The organism is Flavobacterium sp. YO64 (assembly GCF_004119505.1).
GTDB lineage: Bacteria > Bacteroidota > Bacteroidia > Flavobacteriales > Flavobacteriaceae > Flavobacterium > Flavobacterium oncorhynchi.
The window spans coordinates 293,422-313,885 of sequence record NZ_NRQV01000001.1 but is presented as its reverse complement, the minus strand read 5'-3'; the positions used below and the strand labels follow the sequence as shown (position 1 = coordinate 313,885).

General features: G+C 33.0%; 17 protein-coding genes and 1 pseudogene. 6 read left to right on the top strand and 12 right to left on the bottom strand.

The genetic code is table 11. The annotated features are described in order from the left end of the window. From BOW57_RS01365 to BOW57_RS20940, 9 genes and pseudogenes are all read right to left on the bottom strand, one after another. Positions 1 to 667 (bottom strand): annotated as a pseudogene (locus tag BOW57_RS01365) (hypothetical protein); the annotation flags it as partial. Continuing rightward, entirely contained in the window at positions 664 to 1,533 is an 870-nt protein-coding gene (locus tag BOW57_RS01360; protein WP_129052776.1) for a hypothetical protein, read from the bottom strand. The gene BOW57_RS01360 and the pseudogene BOW57_RS01365, both read right to left, overlap by 4 nt. A 440-nt stretch (positions 1,534 to 1,973) precedes the next feature. Next, on the bottom strand, positions 1,974 to 2,351 hold the full coding sequence (locus BOW57_RS01355) for a YegP family protein (protein WP_089054783.1): 378 nt from the start codon (positions 2,349 to 2,351) through the stop codon (positions 1,974 to 1,976). 59 nt (positions 2,352 to 2,410) lie between these two features. Beyond that, entirely contained in the window at positions 2,411 to 3,925 is a 1,515-nt protein-coding gene (locus BOW57_RS01350; protein WP_129052775.1) for a PAS domain-containing protein, read from the bottom strand. Between the two features lie 56 nt (positions 3,926 to 3,981). After that, complete coding sequence (locus BOW57_RS01345; RefSeq protein WP_089054781.1) at positions 3,982 to 4,350, bottom strand: hypothetical protein; 369 nt, start codon at positions 4,348 to 4,350, stop codon at positions 3,982 to 3,984. Positions 4,351 to 4,947: 597 nt separating this feature from the next. Next, a complete protein-coding gene (locus BOW57_RS01340) occupies positions 4,948 to 5,592 on the bottom strand; it encodes a response regulator transcription factor (protein ID WP_089054780.1) in 645 nt (214 codons plus the stop codon). A gap of 96 nt (positions 5,593 to 5,688) precedes the next feature. Further along, on the bottom strand, positions 5,689 to 6,303 hold the full coding sequence (locus BOW57_RS01335; protein ID WP_129052774.1) for a HAMP domain-containing sensor histidine kinase: 615 nt from the start codon (positions 6,301 to 6,303) through the stop codon (positions 5,689 to 5,691). 18 nt (positions 6,304 to 6,321) lie between these two features. Continuing rightward, entirely contained in the window at positions 6,322 to 7,419 is a 1,098-nt protein-coding gene (locus BOW57_RS01330) for a hypothetical protein (RefSeq protein ID WP_129052773.1), read from the bottom strand. A 669-nt stretch (positions 7,420 to 8,088) separates the two neighbouring features. Beyond that, entirely contained in the window at positions 8,089 to 8,211 is a 123-nt protein-coding gene (locus BOW57_RS20940; RefSeq protein ID WP_256371859.1) for a hypothetical protein, read from the bottom strand. Here BOW57_RS20940 and BOW57_RS01325 point away from each other — a divergent pair. Continuing rightward, on the top strand, positions 8,198 to 9,454 hold the full coding sequence (locus BOW57_RS01325; protein ID WP_129052772.1) for an OmpA family protein: 1,257 nt from the start codon (positions 8,198 to 8,200) through the stop codon (positions 9,452 to 9,454). The genes BOW57_RS20940 and BOW57_RS01325 overlap by 14 nt on opposite strands. A gap of 102 nt (positions 9,455 to 9,556) precedes the next feature. Here the strand turns inward: BOW57_RS01325 and BOW57_RS01320 are convergent, their stop codons facing one another. Next, positions 9,557 to 10,366, bottom strand: coding sequence for a DUF2490 domain-containing protein (locus BOW57_RS01320; protein WP_129052771.1), 810 nt, complete (start codon positions 10,364 to 10,366; stop codon positions 9,557 to 9,559). 412 nt (positions 10,367 to 10,778) lie between these two features. Here BOW57_RS01320 and BOW57_RS01315 point away from each other — a divergent pair, with 412 nt between their 5' ends. From BOW57_RS01315 to BOW57_RS01295, 5 genes are all read left to right on the top strand, one after another. Continuing rightward, positions 10,779 to 11,183: a hypothetical protein gene (locus BOW57_RS01315; protein ID WP_129052770.1), complete on the top strand. Its 405-nt coding sequence runs from the start codon at positions 10,779 to 10,781 to the stop codon at positions 11,181 to 11,183. 80 nt (positions 11,184 to 11,263) lie between these two features. Continuing rightward, positions 11,264 to 12,649 (top strand): TolC family protein, encoded by a 1,386-nt coding sequence (locus BOW57_RS01310; protein WP_129052769.1) that lies wholly within the window; start codon positions 11,264 to 11,266, stop codon positions 12,647 to 12,649. 11 nt (positions 12,650 to 12,660) lie between these two features. Then, positions 12,661 to 15,807, top strand: coding sequence for an efflux RND transporter permease subunit (locus tag BOW57_RS01305; protein ID WP_129052768.1), 3,147 nt, complete (start codon positions 12,661 to 12,663; stop codon positions 15,805 to 15,807). A gap of 3 nt (positions 15,808 to 15,810) precedes the next feature. Beyond that, a complete protein-coding gene (locus BOW57_RS01300) occupies positions 15,811 to 16,917 on the top strand; it encodes an efflux RND transporter periplasmic adaptor subunit (RefSeq protein ID WP_129052767.1) in 1,107 nt (368 codons plus the stop codon). Continuing rightward, entirely contained in the window at positions 16,901 to 17,323 is a 423-nt protein-coding gene (locus BOW57_RS01295; protein WP_129052766.1) for a hypothetical protein, read from the top strand. The genes BOW57_RS01300 and BOW57_RS01295 overlap by 17 nt, the downstream gene beginning before the upstream one ends. Before the next feature lie 63 nt (positions 17,324 to 17,386). On the opposite strand, the gene BOW57_RS01290 is transcribed toward BOW57_RS01295, so the two are convergent. Both BOW57_RS01290 and BOW57_RS01285 read right to left on the bottom strand, forming a co-directional pair. Further along, complete coding sequence (locus tag BOW57_RS01290) at positions 17,387 to 18,796, bottom strand: MFS transporter (protein WP_241687361.1); 1,410 nt, start codon at positions 18,794 to 18,796, stop codon at positions 17,387 to 17,389. Between the two features lie 371 nt (positions 18,797 to 19,167). Continuing rightward, positions 19,168 to 20,460 (bottom strand): serine hydrolase, encoded by a 1,293-nt coding sequence (locus BOW57_RS01285; protein WP_129052765.1) that lies wholly within the window; start codon positions 20,458 to 20,460, stop codon positions 19,168 to 19,170. Positions 20,461 to 20,464 lie beyond the last annotated feature (4 nt).

Sequence of the window (20,464 nt, the reverse complement as noted above, 5' to 3'; positions counted from 1 at the left end):
CTCCTTGTGCTCCAGTTTCTCCTTTTGGTCCTGTTAAATTAGAAGTGGTAAAAGTTGTACCATCAGTATAAGTAATTGTAAAAGTTCCGTTTCCATTATCAACTGTAGTTGTAATTCCTTTTCCATTACTTCCTGCTGCTCCTTGTGCTCCAGTTTCTCCTTTTGGTCCTGTTAAGTTTGAAGTGGTAAAAGTTGTGCCGTCAGTATAAGTAATTGTAAACGTTCCGTTTCCGTTATCAACTGTAGTTGTGATTCCTTTTCCTGCTGTTCCTTGAGGACCTTGCGCTCCTGTATCTCCTTTTATGGCCGCTAAGTAATCTGTAATAGTTGCTGTAGTATTATTAGTCGTTTCCTTCCAAATTTCAAAAGCTGATTTTCCATCAATACCATTTGTTCCAGCAATTCCCTGCGCTCCTATCAAGTTAGAAGTGGTAAAAGTTGATCCATCAGTATACGTAATTGTAAACGTTCCGTTTCCGTTATCAACTGTAGTTGTAATTCCTTTTCCTGCTGTTCCTTGTGGACCTTGCGCTCCTGTATCTCCTTTTATAGCTGCTAAATAATCGGTAATAGTTGCTGTTGTATTATTGGTTGTTTCCTTCCAAATTTCGAAAGCTGATTTTCCATCAACACCATTAGTTCCTGCAATACCTTGTGCACCTGTCAAGTTAGAAGTGGTAAAAGTTGAACCGTCAGTATACGTAATTGTAAACGTTCCGTTTCCATTATCAACTGTAGTTGTAATTCCTTTTCCTGTGTGCCTTGAGGTCCTTGCGCTCCTGTATCTCCTTTTATGGCCGCTAAATAATCGGTAATAGTTGCTGTTGTATTATTGGTCGTTTCCTTCCAAATTTCGAAGGCAGATTTTCCATCAACACCATTTGTTCCGGCAGCTCCTTGTACTCCTGTTAAGTTAGAGGTGGTAAAAGTTGATCCATCAGTATACGTAATTGTAAACGTTCCGTTTCCATTATCAACTGTAGTTGTAATTCCTTTTCCGTTAGTTCCTGCTGCACCAGTATCTCCTTTTACAGCCGCCAAATAATCTGTAATTGTTGCTGTATTATTTTTAGTTATTTCTTTCCAAATTTCATAGGCAGATTTTCCATCAACACCATTTTTACCGTTGGTTCCAGGAATTCCTTGAGGACCTGATGCCAAGTTTATTGTAACTGGCAGGCCTTTTTCATTTGTATAGGTAATGGTACCGTTTTTATTGTCTACCAAAGTTGTAATAGTCTCCGTATCAGCACTTCCCATACGGTACCATTTATCTGTATACCAATAATAGTAGCCTGGAACAATGTCACTGATTGTCTGCGTATTAAAAACCAAAAGACTGTTAACATTACCTCCTGCAATAGTCGTTTTGTCTTGTGTGCTGGTTAATGAAACTCTAGGTATAAGTATACCTTTATTTGTTGCCGAAACATCAAGCTGTGTTGAAGCGTTAGGAAGTGAAGTTCCAATACCTACTTGTGCATGACTCCAAAAACTCAATCCTAAAAGGAATAAAAAGTAATAATTTTTCATAAAAAATCTTTTAAAAACGATTAACCTTAATAAGAACTAATTCAAATGAAAAAATTGAACACTGCTAATTCTCATTTCACTGATCATAAATAGGTTGTTTTTTAAGATTTGGGGAACCTCTAAAAAATAAACTGATCTTACATCTATCTGGGGGCAAATGTAAAAGACTAAAAATCAAAAAATTGTAGAACCCTTAACCTTGCCTTGTAGAACTTTTTCTACAGAAAAAACACGCAAAAACAAGTAGTAATTGATAATTACAATGTTATAAACAAACACTCTTAAGAAACTAGATTTCTTAAAAAAGTCCATTACCATATACTGCTGTTTAATCGTTAAAAGCAGAATTTAAAAATCGTATTTTTTAGTGAAGACCTCCATAAATTGAAGGATAAATATTAGAACAAATAAATATTTGTTTGACTTTACAGCATTGCTTTCTAGCCCGCCATATTGTATGATGAAGTACAAATTAATTTGAAAGATTGTTTTGATCGATCTTCGATTGAAGCGTTTGGCGCTTTCTTTTTTAATGCTTCAATTCCTTTATCTCGAGAAAATCTATCTTTAAACATTTTACTTACTCCAATAATTTTTCCGTTGAAAGCCTTCAGATTAAAGTAAGTTTCATTGTTTCGAGATGTCTTTCTAAAAAACTTCACATTATCTTGCGAATTGCGTCTTACAGATTCAATTCCTTTAAAGCACATTAATTTTCTTGTATAAACTCCGCTGCTCAAAATAACCTTTCCTTTATTGTCTATAAAATCAAACTGAAATTCTCCATTTGTTTTTTTATTAATTACAAATTTTTCCATTTTAAAAACTAATCTTTTCTCTTTGTTGCTAATAAATTTAAATTGTAAATCACTTTTAATTAATCGTTAAAAATGATTTTAAAAGTTGTTCCTTTTCCTACCTGACTTTCAACTGTAACCCTTCCGTTCATTGATTCAATCTGGTTTTTTGTAATGTATAAGCCAATTCCATTTGCCTTTTCGTGCTTATGAAATGTTTTATACATCCCAAATAATAAATGACCGTATTTTTTAAGATCGATTCCCAAACCATTATCCTTTATCGTCAATACCTTTTTCTCATTTTCTATGAAAAAGTTAAATTCGATTACCAAAAATTTATCTGGATTCGCATATTTTATGGCGTTCGTACATAAATTTTGCAATACGCTTTCGAGATAAGCAGGATTAAAATTAATCACAGCATCTTCTGGGATATTGTTTATAATTGTCGCATTATTTCGATGGCTGTAAGCACTGACAATGTTAAGCACCCTGTTTAAATAAGTATTCAAATTCAAGGGTTCTACAGCAATTTCTGTATTATTTTGAATGTTGACGATTTGCGATAGATCTTCAATTGTTCGATTTAAATCATTTGAAACCATTCGCAGATACTTTATTGTTTCACGCTTCTCGGCAAAATTTTCTTCTAAATCAATCATATCCAGAAGCAGTTTAAAATTTCCTGCATGCGAATTCAGATTATGAGATGCTATGTGCGAAAAATTCAGCAGTCTGTCATTCTTTTCACTAAAAAGCTCCATTCTTTCCTGCAGCTCCAATTCTTTTCTTTTTTGCGATGAAATATCAGTATGTGTTCCAATTACTTTCAACGGTTTACCATTTTCATCACGCTGAATTACTTTACCTCTGTTTAAAATCCATTTGTAACTTCCATTTAAGGTCAATACACGATGAAAATTTTCATAAAAAGGCGTTTTGTTTTCAAAGTGATTATGTAAAGCCGTATAATATTTTTCGAGATCTTCTGGATGAATAATTTCATTCCATCGTTCTGGAGAATCCATATTTTCTGCAGATTCTAATTCAAGTATTCTTATAGACTGCGGCGAGTAAAAAACTGTATTCTCTTTAATATCCCAGTTCCAAACCCCAGAAGTCGAAGTTTCGAGAGCAAATTTGAAACGTTCCTCAGAAATTTTAAGTTTCGATTCTAATGTTTTTAACTCTGTTACATCAGCAATTCTTCCATATAAAACCAATGTTCCATCGCTGTTTGTTTCTTTTTTTGATGAAACCTTAAACCAGCACAAACCTTTCATAGGCAATTGCACTCTGAAAACCGAGTTCCATTTTTTTCCCTTTTTTAAAGAATCAATTAAAGACTTCCTTACTGAGTTCCTGTCCTCTTTATGAACTCTGTCATAAACAGAAAACATGGTATTGGTAAACAATTCATCAGGTAAAATTTCAAACATTCTATATGCAGAATCAGTAACAAAAGGCAAAGCACAATCATTTTGCGGCGAAATCGTCAGAACAAAAAGCGCATCTTCCATTTCATCAAACAATTTAGATTTCAACTCATTAATTGTTTTATTTTTTCTTGCTTTATAAAAGTCGAATTCCATGATCTAGTATTTAGTAGTTTATGACTAATAAAAACCTGATTACAGTTTCTTTTTAGTCAACAGTAAGGCATTTGGGTATTAAGTATGGTTTCTTCAAAATGAAGATTTAACTGATTTAATATTTGTGATCGTACATTTGAAGTATCAAGTAAGAAAACATCATCCAAATCAATCAATATATTTGATATTCGTTTATTAAAAGAACAAACAACCAGCGGAATTCCTTTTCCGTACACTCTTAAAAAATCAAGAAACTCTTCTTCTGTGTAAACAACAAATACAATTGCTGCATAAACATCTAATTCGTCATTTAAGCTCCTGAAATCTCTACAGATATCAAGCATCAAAACATCTTGAAATTTGCATTTTAAAAATTTTGAAAAACATTTTTGATTACCATATATAAGTGCTCTTTTCTTTATCATCATCATTACATTTTTACAATCAAATTTTTCTTAAAAAAAATCTAATCAAGTTAAAAACCGCATCCTATAACATCATAAAAAACTTCACAGCATAAAAAAAAATTGAAAGGAGAGATTTCTTGAATTCAATTACCACAACGAAATTCATTCAATTCATATCACACACACATTCTCTCTCCCCTAAATTCTTAGATCGTCAATTCTAATTTTCTTTAATTAAATGAACAACTCAATGTTGATCAAACGGCTGTTCTCCAAAAACAAAATTGACTTAAATGTTAAATTCCAAAAAACATAAACAATACTGCCAGCATCAAAAAAATCATTATTAAAAAACAGAAAATTGGGTGTAAATAATTTCAAAAAATACTTTTCAATATTGTCTTTTTTTATTCTCAAATTCTCTTATCTCTTCCTGACAATACAAAAATACTCCCAATAAAATCAATAGCTTATAGAATATTGACCACTCTCTTGTAGAATTATTTCTACAAGGAAAACACTTCTTAAATCGAAACTTTTCTGCAAAAAAAAACAGGGATTTAAAAATCCCTGTTTTTATTAATACTTTGTAATATCTAAATAATTGAATATTAGCTATTCGTCATAATACAATTGAAAAAACCGAATTAAATCAGCTAGATTATCAATCTCCAGCTTTTCAAAAATTCTGTTTTTAAAAGTACTTACTGTCGTTTTTTTTATGTTCAACAATTCTAAAATTTCTAGATTTCCGTATCCTTTTATTAGCAATTGTGCCACCTCAATTTCTCTATTCGACAAAAGATCCAGCGGATTTGTCGGCTTTTTAGTAATGTACGAATCTAGAATCCTGTCTTTAACATTCTGAGTAAGATATTTTCCAGAAAGCATCATCGAATTGATGGCATTTTTCATTTCCTCTTCAGAAGTTTCTTTATTTAAATAACCAGATGCTCCAGCATTTAGATATCGCATTGCATAAATATTTTCGTCATAAGCTGAAAATATTAAGATTTTAATATCAGGCTGAATTGCTTTTATTTCAGACAATACATTTATACTGTTACCATCTGGAAAGTTTACATCTAAAATCAATAAATCGATCTTAACTTCATTCAGTTTACTAAATATATCTTTAAAATTCCCCGCCATATAAATTGATGCATTTAAAAACAACTCTTTTATAATTAGAGAAACTCCTTGTCTAACCACACTATGATCATCGGCAATTAAAAAACTATAGCTATTTGATGATTTCATTTGTATTTGAATAAATTATTTTTTTAGTAGATTTGGTTCTTTACTTATCAACCATCGGTATGCAAAACACCTATCGACGATTTTTTTATTTGCCTTTTAAACTAAATTTAAAATCAAATTGAAACTAACTTTCGTCCCATTTCCTTGCTTGCTTTCAACATGTATTGCCCCGCCAAATAATTCAACAATTTCTTTACAAAGATTCAAACCTAAACCAACTCCTAAATCATTTACTTTTCCAGAAACTGTTCCTTGATAATAAAGTTCAAAAATATTCTTCAAATCATTTTCAGAAATTCCGCTTCCATTATCCTGAATCGCTACTTTTAAGTTAAGCTTTTTGTCTCCAGTTTTTTCAGCATCTATTGCAATCGCTATGAGTCCTTCTTTTGTAAATTTATTGGCGTTACCAATTATGTTATAAAAAAGCTGATGAATTTTTACTGCATCCGAAAAAACTTCATAATCAGCTAAATTTGATGAAACTGCAATTTTGTTTCCTTTGCTTTCAACTAACGATCCCATTGACGAAACAATCTGATTTATCTCTGTTTTTAACTGAAAATTATTATTGTTTAATTTCAGTAAACGATTTTCATCTTTAGAATACTCTAAAATTTGGTTCGCTAACAAAAGCAGCGAATTTGTTGTAAATTGAATAGATTGAAAAGTTTCTTTTATTTCGGCATCTTTTATCGAAGAACTGATCATTTTACTGTAAATAGAAATTCAACTCAGCGGAGATCTGATTTCATGACTGATCATTCCCATAATTCTATTTTTAAAGTTCAAACTTTCTTTAATTTGAGCTTGAGCAATTGTCAATCGTTTTTCATATTGAAATGCCATTCTAGTAAAGTAGAAAATGGTAATCGATATGATAAGCATTAAAACAATCAAGACTGCAAGTGTATAACTTCTGGCAATTTTATTCGAATCATACTGATTCTGCAGCTGTTTTTGAGTACTGTCCTGAAGAGCGCTTAATGACTTATTATAAACCGGCATTATTTCGCTCTCTAAAGCCAATAGTTTATTATTAAGCTCCGTTAATTTCGAATCTTGATTTTTTAAACTTTCAAAATGTTTTTTCAAATTTTTAAACTGCCCTTCGTAGTAGTTATTTGTTGTAGTAAACAAATTAGCGATTTGATCTTCAATACTGCCAGTGACTACTTTATCTTTGTACTTCATTGTAACAGTAACATTTAACTGTTCTTTCTGTACATCAGTTTTTCCAGCCAATGCCGCTCCTAGTCTTGAAAACAATCCTTTTTTAGAAACACTGTCGACTTTTGTATAAGTATCTGTTTTAATACTGTCTAAAATTTTCTTGTATTCAAACTTATTTAATTTGAACACGTTCGAAACACTATTTTTATCAGGATTATGCTGTAAACTAATAATAGAATCGATCTCCGATTTTAAAGTTTGAATATTCGATTCTGAATGTTTTTTCTCCAACAGAATTTTCTCAAACTCTTTATTGTTTTTAGTCAATAAACTCAAGCTGTCAAGCAATCGGCTTATTTCATTTAACGATGCAGTATACTGCTCTAAAGAAGCCTTATTCTTATTGGCCCTATAATTAGTAAAGTTTTTTTGAGAATTTAAAAACGAATTATTTATTTTGCTCGTGAAACTCGAAATCTTATTCATAGAATTCATAGAACTCAATGCTTTTGACATTTCAGATTCATTTGAAGTTTCATTGTTCCAAATAACAATGGCAATTATCTGCAGCAAAATAATACATACCAATAAAGTATAGTGAATTATTTTTCTATGTTTGAATTTTAGCTTTAATAAACTAAATGTATTATTCAAGGAATTCTTTCTAACCAAAATTTTAGATTTTAAAATGATAAAAAAATTAATGAGTTATAAAATCATTAACTCATAAAATTGTTTTAATACTAGGTTACTACAATACCATCATGAATGATGTACTACAACTTAAATAATTATTATTTTTTAGATCTTAAATCAGGACTTCCTATTTTAATTCTCAGACGACAATACTTATCTGTTAAATCAAAACCGCTTTATACAAAAAATAAAGTACAGCCTTGTAAAACCAGCATAAACTATTATCACCAATAAATATTTAAAAGATTTGGGGAGTCTTTTAATTGAAAAAATATGTCCTTAACAAGTTACATATTTTAATTCACTTTTTTTGAAAATATTTAATTTTTATTTTAAATCAACTGCGAAAGTAGTTTGATTTAATAAAATTCTACGTAGAACATTATCACAGTTATTGTAGAATTTGTTCTACAAAATTACTCATTTTTATGAATAGCTTTTTCATAAAAATCGATAAAAAAATGTTAAGCCCCAACAAACAATTATAGATCTTCTATAGAAAGAAGCGAACCAATAATTCTGTTATTCCAAAAAACTTGCCGCAGCAAAAAAAATGAAAAAAAATAACATTTCTCAAACATCAGCCCTAACAAACTGAATAAGTGATTTTTATTTTTCAAATTAATTTCATCTTCCAGCTTGTTTTGCTCTTAAATCCTCTTCAATTTTTACTGCCCATTTTTTGGAACCAACATTGTCTTTTAGTTTTGCCGAAAATTTTAAAAAATTAATGAAAATGAAAAGATTCATAATTACTTTCTTGTTTGCTTCTGCAATAACAACTGTAAGTGCTCAGACTAAAACTGAGAAAACAACGAAAAATGACTTCAATAAATGGTCTATTGAATTAGGAGGAGGATTTAATAAACCACAAAGACCTATGTCTGCAAACTATTTCACTTCTACACCAAGTCCTTATGTAGTAGATTTAGGAGTTAGATATATGTTTAATAACAAATTTGGTCTTAAAGCTGATTTTGGTTACAACAGTTTTACAGGAAAAAACAATTCTATAGATTTTGATACTAAATATTACAGAGCAGACATTCAGGCTGTAGCTAACTTAGGTCGTATCATGAATTTTGAAACATGGACTAACACGATTGGTTTACTTGGTCATGCTGGTTTTGGATTGGCACAATTAGAAGACGAAAATTCGGCTGTAAAAGACAGAATGGGTAACTTCATGGCTGGTATTACTGGTCAAATTAAATTATCAAACAGAGTTGCTTTAACTGGAGATTTTACAACTATCCTTAACGCATCTCAAAACGTAACTTTTGATGCTGCAACGCCTTCTAATTCTAGAGGTTTTTCAGGAATCATTTTTAACGGAACTGTTGGTGTAACGGTTTATTTAGGTAAAAATGAAAAACATGCTGACTGGGTAATCGATAACGGATCTGAGATTGATGAATTGAAACAAAGAATTACTGACATCGAAACTTCTATGCTGGATACAGACAAAGATGGTGTGCCGGATTATTTAGACGAAGAGCCAAACACAATTTCTGGTGTAATGGTTAACACTAAAGGAAAATCTATTGATGTAAACAACAACAATGTTCCTGACGAATTAGAAAGCTATTTATTAAAAACTTACGGAAGCAACACTGATAAATCGCCAATTTTAAACAACAATGAATTGGTTAAAAACTTAATCAACAGCAACTACGTTTGTACTTATTTTGATTTTGGAAAATCTACGCCAACAAATGTTTCTACAGAAGGTATCGATTTTATCTTAACTTATTTAAGAAACAATCCTACTGCTTCAGTTGACATTATTGGGCACGCAGACGAAATTGGTAAATCTGCTCACAATGATAAATTATCAACTGCAAGAGCAAACAATGTAAAAAACACATTGATAAAAGCTAATATTAATCCTTCAAGATTAAATGTTATTGGAGCTGGTGAAGACACTTCAGTAAACAAAGATTCTGATGGAGCTAGAAAACTAGTAAGAAGAGTTACTTTTAGAGTAAAATAATTTTAGGTATTCAATTTTAAAAAAGGGAATAGTCAAACAGACTGTTCCCTTTTTTTATTCTTATTTAAACCTCTATAAAAGCGGCAGTTAAACTCGTAGTTTTTAATCTGCACCTCCGTCAACACTATCAAAAGTTTCTCTTTCTTTAGGTCTTATGCTATATTTCATTGACACGACAGGTCCATAATAAACATCAAATTGAGTTCCGTTTGTGCGCAGCTGCATCTGTCCGATAACTCCAGCTAGAAAGTGCAGGTTTTTTGAAATCCCTGCTGTATAGTAAACTGACATTCTAAAAATATCAAAATTCTCGTTGGCATAATCTTTTGGTGCAAACTTAAGCATCAGCTCTGCATAGTAACCAATATTTGGCGCAACAAACAGCGGTTTTTCTTTCGTTTGGCGCAGAAAGTGATTCACTCCAAATCTTGCTCTTAATCGCGGAATTACTCGATGAACTCCGTTTCGGTCATCAAAAAATTTAGTTTCAAATCGCACTTGTTCAAAGATTGTTCCTTTTGGCATATTCTGCGAAAAAGTCCCCATTAATATAAGTCTTTGCTCTAGTGTTTCGTAGTTTCCTGCTTCTTCAACCTCATATTTTTGATTGTGCGCGTAACCAAGCCAAAATTTCATATTTTCAAAACCTGAATATACAATCCATGGTCTTACTACAACACGCTGCGTATATTCATACGGATTCTTGTTGGTATAAGCACCTTGCGTTACCAATTGAAAATCGGCTTGACCGCTTAAATGCCATTTATCATATATCGGAAAAGCAAAATCTCCCTCTGTAATCGATGCCGGAATAAATCCCATTGTATAAGGCGGCGGCGCAGGTTGTGCCCTTAAAGTTTGCATTGCAGCGACACTAAACAATAGAATAAACCCTTTTTTAATTAAATTCATAACTCTGATTTATTTTTAAGGTGCATATAAGTTCTACACAAAAACCTCAACTATTCGCAAATCATTTTCTACAAAAAAAGCCCTAACTATTCTAGATAAGGCTCTTTCATTATTTTAAAATAAATCTTACGACGTAAATAAATATGCTTGTTTCTAAATTTTCTATTTCTGTAACCAACTCCTAAATTCAGTTTTAAAAAAACAATCTATAATTGTTACAGCCATGATTCTCAAAATTAATAAAATCAAACAGCTAAACAGAAAATAAGATGTTTCAAGTTATAACTTGAAACCAGAAAAACTGGAAACAACAGAATAAAAAAAGCGGCAAATACAGTTCGTAAATTTTACAAAATTCTTCCAAAATTATACAATTGTTTATCCCTTAATATCTTCAACTTTGCAGTTAATTATGAAAAAAGCACTTCTCATACTTCTTTCGGTTTTTTATCTGGTAATGTCGTCAGGCTTTACCACGATCACTCATTTTTGTAAAGGAGTAAAGCAGGAAACAAGTCTTTTTTCGGGCGCGCATACAGGAAAAATATGTCCAAAATGTGCTGCAAAAAATTTACCAAAAAGCAAAAACTGCTGTAAACATAAAACACAGCTGAACCAAATTACTGAAAAAGCACACCAAAAAGTTGTTAAAGATGTTGCTTTTAAAACTTTAGATCTGCCAGTACCTGTTTCGATTCACGAGACAATACTTGGTCTTCTATTACCTAAAGTAAATAAACCACACTATTTTTTTAGTGCATTTATTCCTCTAAAGAGCAATCCTCTTTATATTTTTTACTGCGTTTACCGAATTTGATTTTTAGCAATTGAATAAACTGCAGCATTTTTCAAAGAAATGTTGTCAGATTTCTATTGTCTAATTTTTAAATACACATCATGAAAATGCAATGCTTTGCATTGATAGTGTTCAGTTTTGTCTCAGAAAATCTGCTTGCACAAACGGTAACATTATCTAATGCTCTTGAACGTTCGATTCAGAATTTTGAAAAAATAAAAGCTAAAGAAGCAGTTGTAAAAGCTGCCAAAGAAAATATCTCTTATCAAAAAAGCACTTATTTACCAGACTTTACGGTAATGGCGCAGCAAAGTTATGGTACTATAAATGCCATAAACGGGCCAATGTACAGTTTTGGAGGATTGGGCAGCGCTGCAACGTCTATGCCATTACCCGATCAAAACTGGAATGCCGCTTTTGGTTCTCTTTATCTCGCTAATATCAATTGGAATTTATTCACTTTTGGTAAAATTAAAAACCAAATAGGAATTGCCAAAGCCGATGAAAATAAGGCACAAAAAGATCTGGATCAGGTAAAATTCCAGCATCAAGTAAAAGTGGGTGCAGCATACTTAAACCTTCTCGCCGCCCAGCGTATTAAATACGTTCAAGAAAAAAATCTTGATCGTGCTCTAGTTGTAGAAACTACTACGCAAAGCCGTACTGAAAGCGGTTTACTTCCAGAAGTCGATTATTCGTTAGCCAAAGCTGAAGTTGCCAACACAAAGGCAGCAGTTATAAAAGCGTACGATATGGAACTCGACCAGTCTAAATCGCTGGCGGTAATGTTAGGCGAAGACTATCAAACTTATAAACTCGACAGCCTTTTTACAACTACAACACCTGTCTCACTTTTAGAATCGACTGTAGAACTTAGCAAACACCCCATATTAGAATGGCAGCAAAGCGCGATTTTAAAAAGTGAGAATCAAGAGAAACTGCAAACAGCTCTTGGTCTGCCAAGCATCTCTGCATTTGGAGTAATGCAAGGACGCGGCTCTGGTTTTGAATGGAATTATGTACAAGACAATTCGGCTTTTAATCGATCTTATCTTGATGCCGTGGGAATAGACCGCAGTAATTATCTTGTTGGAATAAACCTAAGCTGGAACCTGACAAATCTATACCGTCAGTCTTCTAAAAAACGGGAACAAAAATTCATAACGCAGTCTTTACAGAATGAATATGAATATATGAGTCAAGAATTAACAGCGCAGCAAAAATTGGCCAACGATAAGCTGAAAAATGCCTACGCCACTTTTGAGCAAAGTAAAACACAAGTTACTGCTGCTGCAGATGCCTATCGTCAACATTCGGCTTTGTATCAAAATGGACTTACCACTATTGTAGATTTAACGCAATCTTTCTACACATTGAACAGAGCAGAAATTGAATACGAAATTGCTCAAAACAATATTTGGCAGGCCTTATGGATTAAAGCTGCAGCTGCTGGCGACTTAAACATTTTACTCAACGAAATACAATAAACCCGAAAATTATGAACTTAATACGTTTTGCCTTGCGCAAGCCTATCTCTATTATGGTGATAGTGCTGGGGCTTTTATTCTTCGGGATTAAAGCTGCTAAAGAAATTAAAGTCGATATTTTACCCGACATGAATCTTCCTGTCGTATACATCGCCCATTCATTTAATGGTTATACGCCACAACAAATGGAAGGTTATTTTACAAAAATGTATGTAAACATGATGCTGTTTACAAGCGGAATCGAAAGTATTGAAACTAAAAACACTCAAGGACTTACCTTAATGAAAATTAATTTTTATGAAGGTACTGATATGGGACAGGCAATTGCCGAAATTAATGCACTTTCTAATCGTTCGCAGGTATTTTTACCGCCAGGTGCTCCGCCCCCATTTATTATTCGATTTGATGCCTCTTCACAGCCAGTTGGACAATTGGTTTTTAAAAGTAATTCGAAAACGAATAATGAACTGCAGGATATTGCCAATTTTACGGCACGACCATTTTTAATTAAGATTCCGGGATTAACAACGGCACCTCCATTTGGCGGAAGCCCGAGAACTATCGAAATTAACATTGATCCTAATAAACTGCGTACACATCAATTAACTCCTGAGCAAATTGTTGAATCGATCAGCAGGAATAATATCACATCGCCATCAGGAAATATTTATGTTAACGACATTAATTACTTAACGCCTACTAACAATACGATAAAAGAAGTAGCGGATTTTGGTAATATTCCAATTTTTAAAGGAGGAGTCGATAACGTTTACATTCGTGATGTAGCAACTGTAAAAGACGGTGCCGATATTACGACTGGTTATGCACTTATTAATGGCACAAGATCCGTATATATTAACATCGCAAAATCTGGAAATGCCTCGACTTGGGAAGTCGTAAAAAATCTTAAAAAAGCGATACCCGCCATTCAGAACAATTTACCAGATGATGTAACTATTTCCTATGAATTTGATCAATCTGTTTATGTAATTAATGCCGTAAAAAGTTTAATTACCGAAGGCGTTTTGGGTGCCGTGTTAACGGGATTAATGGTATTATTATTTTTAAATGACAAAAGAGCCGCGTTAATAGTGGTACTTACAATTCCAATTTCAATCATATCGGGAGTATTATTCCTAAAATTATTTGGACAAAGTATCAATATTATGTCATTATCTGGATTAGCATTAGCCATAGGTATTTTGGTTGATGAGAGTACGGTTACGATCGAAAATATCCATCAGCATTTAGCAATGGGAAAAACAAAATCCAAAGCAATCTTAGATGCTTGTAAAGAAATTGCATTTCCTAAACTATTGATTTTATTATGTATTCTTGCTGTATTTGCGCCAGCATTTATGATGACCGGCATACCAGGTTCCTTGTTTATGCCATTAGCATTGGCAATTGGTTTTTCGATGATATTCTCCTTTATTCTATCGCAGACATTTGTTCCTGTATTGGCAAACTGGTTAATGAAAAGCAATGAAAACCACACGCACAAAGAAGACAAATTTGATGGTTTTAAAAATCGTTTTGTAAAGTTCTTACAATCTATCATGCCAAAGCGAAAACCAATATTAATTGCAAGTTTCATTATTGCCGTGCTTAGTGTATTCTTAATGTACAACATTACAGGAAAAGATGTATTGCCAACCGTAAATTCAAGTCAGTTTCAAGTTCGTATAAAAGCCCCTGAAGGCACTCGAATTGAAAAAACAGAACTAAAAATAAAGCAAGTTTTAAAAGAACTCGAAACCGTTATTGGCAAAGAGCACATTAGCATTTCATCTGTGTTTATTGGACAACATCCGTCTTCGTTTGCAGTAAGTCCTATTTACTTATACAATGCAGGTCCGCACGAAGCATTAATGCAAATTGCACTAAAAGATTATGATGGAAATACCAATGCTTTAAAAGAAATCATCCGTAAACATATGAAAGAGAAAATGCCCGAATTGCATTTTTCTTTCGAACCAATAGAACTTACCGAAAAAATACTAAGTCAAGGAACCAATACGCCTATCGAAATTCGTTTTTCGGGAATGATGAAAAAGATGAACGTTATGTATGCCAATAAACTTTTGGCTAAACTAAAAGAAATTGACTATTTGCGAGATCAACAAATTCCGCAGTCTTTAAACTATCCTGCTTTTGATATTAATATTGATCGTGTAAGAGCTGCTCAATTAGGAATTGATGCGCAAGACATCGCGCGTTCGTTAGTTCCAATCACCGCCTCTTCTCGTTATACCAGCAAAAATATGTGGGTTGGCGGAATGATGGGAATCGCCTATGATGTGCAAGTACAAACGCCGCAAAATATTCTAAATACCAAAGATGAGCTAATGAATGTTCCGTTAGGAAAAAATTCAGACCGCCCAGTTCTTGGTGATGTTGCCACAATTACACCAACCAAAGTGTTGGGCGAAAGTTATAACCTTGGAACAATGGCTTACACTCCAGTAACAGCAAATATTCATGATGCAGATCTTGGCCGCGCTCAAAAAGATGTACAAGCTGCAATAGAATCTCTTGGAGAATTACCAAAAGGAGTAAATATTCAAGTATCTGGAATGGTTCCTGTACTTGATGAAACGATGAACAGTTTAGCAACAGGATTACTAATCGCCGTTATTGTTATCTTCTTAATGCTGACTGCCAATTTTCAATCTTTCAAAGTATCGTTGGTTATTTTAACAACAGTACCATTTGTAATTTTAGGTTCATTGCTTTTAATGAAACTTACGGGATCGACATTAAACCTGCAATCGTATATGGGAATCATTATGTCTGTGGGAGTATCAATTGCAAATGCAGTATTATTAATTAGTAATGCAGAATCGCTTCGTTTACAAAACGGCGATGCTCTAAGTTCAGCCATTCAGGCAGCATCATTACGTATTCGCCCTATTATCATGACAACATTAGCTATGATTGCAGGGATGCTTCCAATGGCAATTGGACATGGCGAAGGCGGTGACCAAGTTGCTCCTTTAGGAAGAGCTGTAATTGGAGGACTTATTGCCTCTTCATTTAGTGTATTGCTTCTGTTACCATTAGTATTTGTATGGATACAAAACAAAACATCTACACAATCCTCTTCACTAGATCCTGAAGACGAAAACAGCATTCATTATATAACATTAGAAAAATAAATCATGAAAATAGTATATTATATCTTAATAGGAATTGTATTTGCATCGTGCAATTCAACACCTCAAAAAGAAGAAAAAATGGCAGCAATGCCAATGATGATGCAAAGTTTTGAAACTATTTCTATAAAGAAAAGCAATCCATTAGTTCCCTTAAAACTTGCAGGCGAATTAATCTCTGATCGAGAAACTTCTATTTATGCAAAAGTCAATAGTTATGTAAAAAAGATGTCAGTAGATATTGGTTCAACAGTTACTGCGGGGCAAGTTATCATGGTTTTGGAAGCACCCGAAATTCAAGCACAATTGGCTGCTGCTAAATCAAAATGGAAAGCGCAGGAAGCTATATATATTGCAACAAAATCAAATTATGACAGAATGTTTAAGGCTAATGAAACAAAAGGTGCAATTGCAAAAGATGCATTAGATCAAATAACAGCTCGAAAACTATCTGATCAAGCACAACTCGAAGCCGCAAAATCAGCTTATCAGGAAATACAAGTCATGAACGATTATTTGATAATCAGAGCGCCGTTTAACGGAATTGTTGCGGAACGAAATGTAGATTTAGGTTCGTATGTAGGACCGATGGGTAAAGGTTCAGACAAACCTTTGTTAGTGATACAAGACAACAAAAAACTGCGTATTTCACTTTCTATACCAGAAGCCAATACACCGTATTTAAAATTGGGAGATTCTATACATTTTAAGATAAATTCTATTCCTAATAAAAAATATATGGCGAAAATTTCACGTAAATCGGGAGTTTTAGATTTCAAGCTTCGTTCTGAGAAAATTGAAGCCGATATTATGCAGGCTCATAAAGAGCTAAAACCATTAATGGTTGCAGAAGCAATGCTTCCGCTGCAGGCAAATGAAGCTACTTTTTTTGTACCCAAAACAGCATTGGTAGAAAGTAATACAGGCGTTTATGTAATTCGAATTGAAAACAGTCTGACTAAAAATATTCCCGTAACCAAAGGGCGTGCTTTAGCCGATCAAGTTGAAGTTTTTGGTGAACTAAATGAAGAAGATAAAATACTAATGAAAGCTACTGAAGAAATACTAGAAGGAACAAATATTAAAAAACAAAAAAATGAAAAGAGTAAATAAATACCTTATTATCGGAGCAATAGCTCTGGTAATCGCATCATGTCAAAAACAAGAGAAAAAACAAGAAACTATTGCGCAAAAAAGCATTGAACTACCTGTAAAAAAAACCTTTGCTGCACCAAAAGGAATTCATGTAACTAATGATGAAGTCTGCATGGTAAACAACATTCATATGGGCAAAAAACAAATGGAAGTTCCGTTTGAAGGAAAAATGTATTACGGCTGCTGCAATATGTGTGTAGAACGAATTTCAAACGAAGAAAGCGTTCGAACAGCCATAGATCCGCATACTGGTAAAAAAGTGGATAAAGCTTCCGCTTATATTATTTCGTTAAACGAAGAAGGAAATGTCGCTTATTTTGAATCAGAAGAAAGTTATCTGAATTTTATTAAATCCGGCAGTTAAACAAAATTGTTCTCAAATTTAAAAAAGCCTGTAAACTAAAAATCTACAGGCTTTTATTTAGTATTAATCGGCTGGTTTCAAATTGTCACCATCTTTAAAATGCAGTCTTCTAAAAACCAATCCAGATAAAATAGTTAAAGAACCTACCACTAGAAAAGTGTATCTAAATGCATTATGAATTTCGTTATGAATAAGTTTTACATCACCTTGAAAAATTTTAAGAACCAGCAATCCAAAAGCGATACCAAACCCAATCGCCAATTGCTGATTTACCGAAATTAATGAATTACCGCTGCTCGTATGATATTGCCTTAAATCGGCAATAGAAATAGAATTCATCGAAGTAAACTGTATCGAGTTAAAGAAACCCAATACCGCAATAATAGGAACATACCAATATATCGAAGTATGAACAGATGGAATAGCCATGCAACAAATTAAAACACCAATAATAAAAGTATTCACCATTAACGTTTTTCGATAACCAAATCGGTTCAAAATACCAATCACCGCCGATTTTCCAAACATGGCGGTCAGAGCCATAGGCGCCACAATCCATCCAGACACAACGGCCGATTGTCCGTAAGCAATCTGAATCATCATAGGTAATAATAACGGAACTGAGCTAATCCCTAAACGGGTAGCCAAATTACCAACTATACCTACTCGAAACGTTCGTACTTGAAATAAATTTAAAGGAAAAATAGGATTATTGTCTTTTGACGCATGGCGATAATACCAATACAACATTAAAAATCCCGACATTAATATTACTAAAACCGGCGAAACACGAACCGTATTACCAAATAATTCCAACGAAATAGACAATAAAAGTGAAGCTGCCGCAAAGATGAAAAAGCCTTTTAAATCAAAATCGATTATCTTAGATTTATAATTGGGCATATACTTCAAACTTAGAATAATTCCAATAAGTCCAAACGGAATATTTATCAAAAAAATCCAATGCCACGACAAATAATCAACCATATAACCTCCTACTAAAGGCCCTAAAACCGGTCCGATTAAAGCAGGGATTATGGCAAAGTTCATCGCCTTAAGTAATTCCTTTTTAGGAAATGTTTTAATGAGTGCCAGCTTTCCTACGGGTGTCATCAAACTTCCGCCGACACCTTGAACGATTCGCGCCAAGACTAAATGTGTCAAATTCTGAGAAAGAGAGCAAAACAAAGAACCAAGACTGAACAAAAACAAAGCAAAAATAAAAACCTTCTTCGTGCCAAATTTATCCGATAGAAAACCACTTACCGGCATAAAAAGTGCCAGTGTTAAAACATAACTGATAATTGCATTTTGCATATCGAGCGGAGACTCATGCAGATCTTTAGCAATAGAAGGCAGCGAAGTATTCAAAATTGTCGAATCCAGCATCTGCATAAAAATAGAAGTCGCTAAAATAATGGGTAACACCTTTTTTATCGCTTCATTATTCTGCTCTGTAGTTACTGTCATCATAGTTACTTTTAGGATTGAGCTCTTTTGTTTTATTCTTTCAGAAAAAAGTTTGACACCCAAACTTCTATTTCATCCTATGAATAAAGATACAAAAAACATTCTTGCCCATTGTAAACTACTTTTGTTTGCCACTTTATCTGCCACTAATTACACTAATTTTCACGAATTATTTTTATTTCACGCAGATTAAGCAGATTTAATTAGTGAAAATTAGTGTAATTCGTGGCAAAAAAAATCATTTTAATCCTTCAATCTGTGGCTGTATTTTCTCACGCAGATTTTCCAGATTAAGCAGATTTAATTCGTGGAAATTTGTGTAATTAGTGGCAAACAAAAATCCATTTTAATCTATTTTATCGACGGCTAACCTTTTATTTATTGATTTGTCTCCAAATTTTGGCACTAAAATCATCTTTATACATTAACCTGTTTGTCCTTGTTGGATTCACGCGATTGGTTAGAATAATCAAAAATCGGTTAGTATCACAATTCATAAAGAAAAAAGTTCCTGTAAAACCAGTATGTCCAAAATCATTCGCTTTAAAAAACTCATCCGGTTTTCGTTTATCAAAACCAATACCGCGATAGATTCCCGCTTTGGCAAGAGGAGAATCTGTAAATTCTTTTACCACTTTTGCTTTTAGGATTTGTTTTCCTTTATAGTTTCCATTGTTCATTAGCATTTTGCAGATAACAGCAATCGATTCTGCATTTGCAAACAAACCTGCATTTCCAGAAACACCGCTAAAAATAGCAGCCGCTTCATCATGAACATATCCTTTAATAGTGTCCTTTCTAAAAAAATTGTCTAGTTCAGTTGGCATTACATTTTCTATCGAAGTCCATTTGAGCGGATTATATCCAATTTTCGAAATGCCTAATTCTGTATAAATTTCATTTGTCAATTGATCCAGTTTCTTTCCTGTTTTTGCTTCGATCATTTGTTTTACCAAAAGCAAATTCAGATCACTGTAAACATATTTCCCTCTTGTATTAGTGTTTGCAACCGAAATTTGCTCGTAAACCGTTTTATAAAATTCAGGATTTAACCACATATTTTTATAAATCTGAATCCAATTTTCTTTAGGAACAAAAGAAAGATAATTCGAATCATAAACAATATTCTTGTTTACATACATTGTATCAAACAATTCGGGATAATTCTCTGATTTTTTATCGCTCAATAAAGGAGAACCGTCAGGCGTTGAAAGCAGACTTTGATAAAAAGTAATACTTGCTTTTAATCCTGAAGTATGCGTTAATAGTTCAAAAAGAGTTAAATCGGCAATGGCTGTATTTTTATAAAACGGAACAATGTTGCCTACTTGGTCTGTAAGCTTTATTTTATTTTCTCCAACCAAACGCATGGTAACAAGCGTTGCACCTAAAACTTTAGACATCGAAGCCAAATCGAAAACATCGTCCGTTTTTACTAATTGTTTTTTAGTATAATCATGGTAACCATAATTTTTGGATATCAGATTAAAATCTCCTGTACCTACAATAATTTGTGCTCCTGGAAAAAAACCTTTTTCAAGCGCATGAGTCATCATCGAATCAATGTAAACTTCGTTTCGTTCTACTTTTGCCGACTCAAATTTCTGTGCTTGTATCGTACTTAACGAAATAAGAAAAACAGCAATCAGTAATACATTTTTTCTCATTGTT

What these genes read in the sequence shown, in the direction of transcription:
- BOW57_RS01335 (WP_129052774.1), bottom strand. Translation starts at nt 6,303, where the DNA reads ATGATCAGTTCTTCGATAAAAGATGCCGAAATAAAAGAAACTTTTCAA.
- BOW57_RS01360 (WP_129052776.1), bottom strand. Translation starts at nt 1,533, where the DNA reads ATGAAAAATTATTACTTTTTATTCCTTTTAGGATTGAGTTTTTGGAGT.
- BOW57_RS01320 (WP_129052771.1), bottom strand. Translation starts at nt 10,366, where the DNA reads ATGAATTTAATTAAAAAAGGGTTTATTCTATTGTTTAGTGTCGCTGCA.
- BOW57_RS01305 (WP_129052768.1), top strand. Translation starts at nt 12,661, where the DNA reads ATGAACTTAATACGTTTTGCCTTGCGCAAGCCTATCTCTATTATGGTG.
- BOW57_RS20940 (WP_256371859.1), bottom strand. Translation starts at nt 8,211, where the DNA reads ATGAATCTTTTCATTTTCATTAATTTTTTAAAATTTTCGGCAAAACTA.
- BOW57_RS01350 (WP_129052775.1), bottom strand. Translation starts at nt 3,925, where the DNA reads ATGGAATTCGACTTTTATAAAGCAAGAAAAAATAAAACAATTAATGAG.
- BOW57_RS01310 (WP_129052769.1), top strand. Translation starts at nt 11,264, where the DNA reads ATGAAAATGCAATGCTTTGCATTGATAGTGTTCAGTTTTGTCTCAGAA.
- BOW57_RS01340 (WP_089054780.1), bottom strand. Translation starts at nt 5,592, where the DNA reads ATGAAATCATCAAATAGCTATAGTTTTTTAATTGCCGATGATCATAGT.
- BOW57_RS01290 (WP_241687361.1), bottom strand. Translation starts at nt 18,796, where the DNA reads ATGATGACAGTAACTACAGAGCAGAATAATGAAGCGATAAAAAAGGTG.
- BOW57_RS01295 (WP_129052766.1), top strand. Translation starts at nt 16,901, where the DNA reads ATGAAAAGAGTAAATAAATACCTTATTATCGGAGCAATAGCTCTGGTA.
- BOW57_RS01285 (WP_129052765.1), bottom strand. Translation starts at nt 20,460, where the DNA reads ATGAGAAAAAATGTATTACTGATTGCTGTTTTTCTTATTTCGTTAAGT.
- BOW57_RS01345 (WP_089054781.1), bottom strand. Translation starts at nt 4,350, where the DNA reads ATGATAAAGAAAAGAGCACTTATATATGGTAATCAAAAATGTTTTTCA.
- BOW57_RS01355 (WP_089054783.1), bottom strand. Translation starts at nt 2,351, where the DNA reads ATGGAAAAATTTGTAATTAATAAAAAAACAAATGGAGAATTTCAGTTT.
- BOW57_RS01300 (WP_129052767.1), top strand. Translation starts at nt 15,811, where the DNA reads ATGAAAATAGTATATTATATCTTAATAGGAATTGTATTTGCATCGTGC.
- BOW57_RS01325 (WP_129052772.1), top strand. Translation starts at nt 8,198, where the DNA reads ATGAAAAGATTCATAATTACTTTCTTGTTTGCTTCTGCAATAACAACT.
- BOW57_RS01315 (WP_129052770.1), top strand. Translation starts at nt 10,779, where the DNA reads ATGAAAAAAGCACTTCTCATACTTCTTTCGGTTTTTTATCTGGTAATG.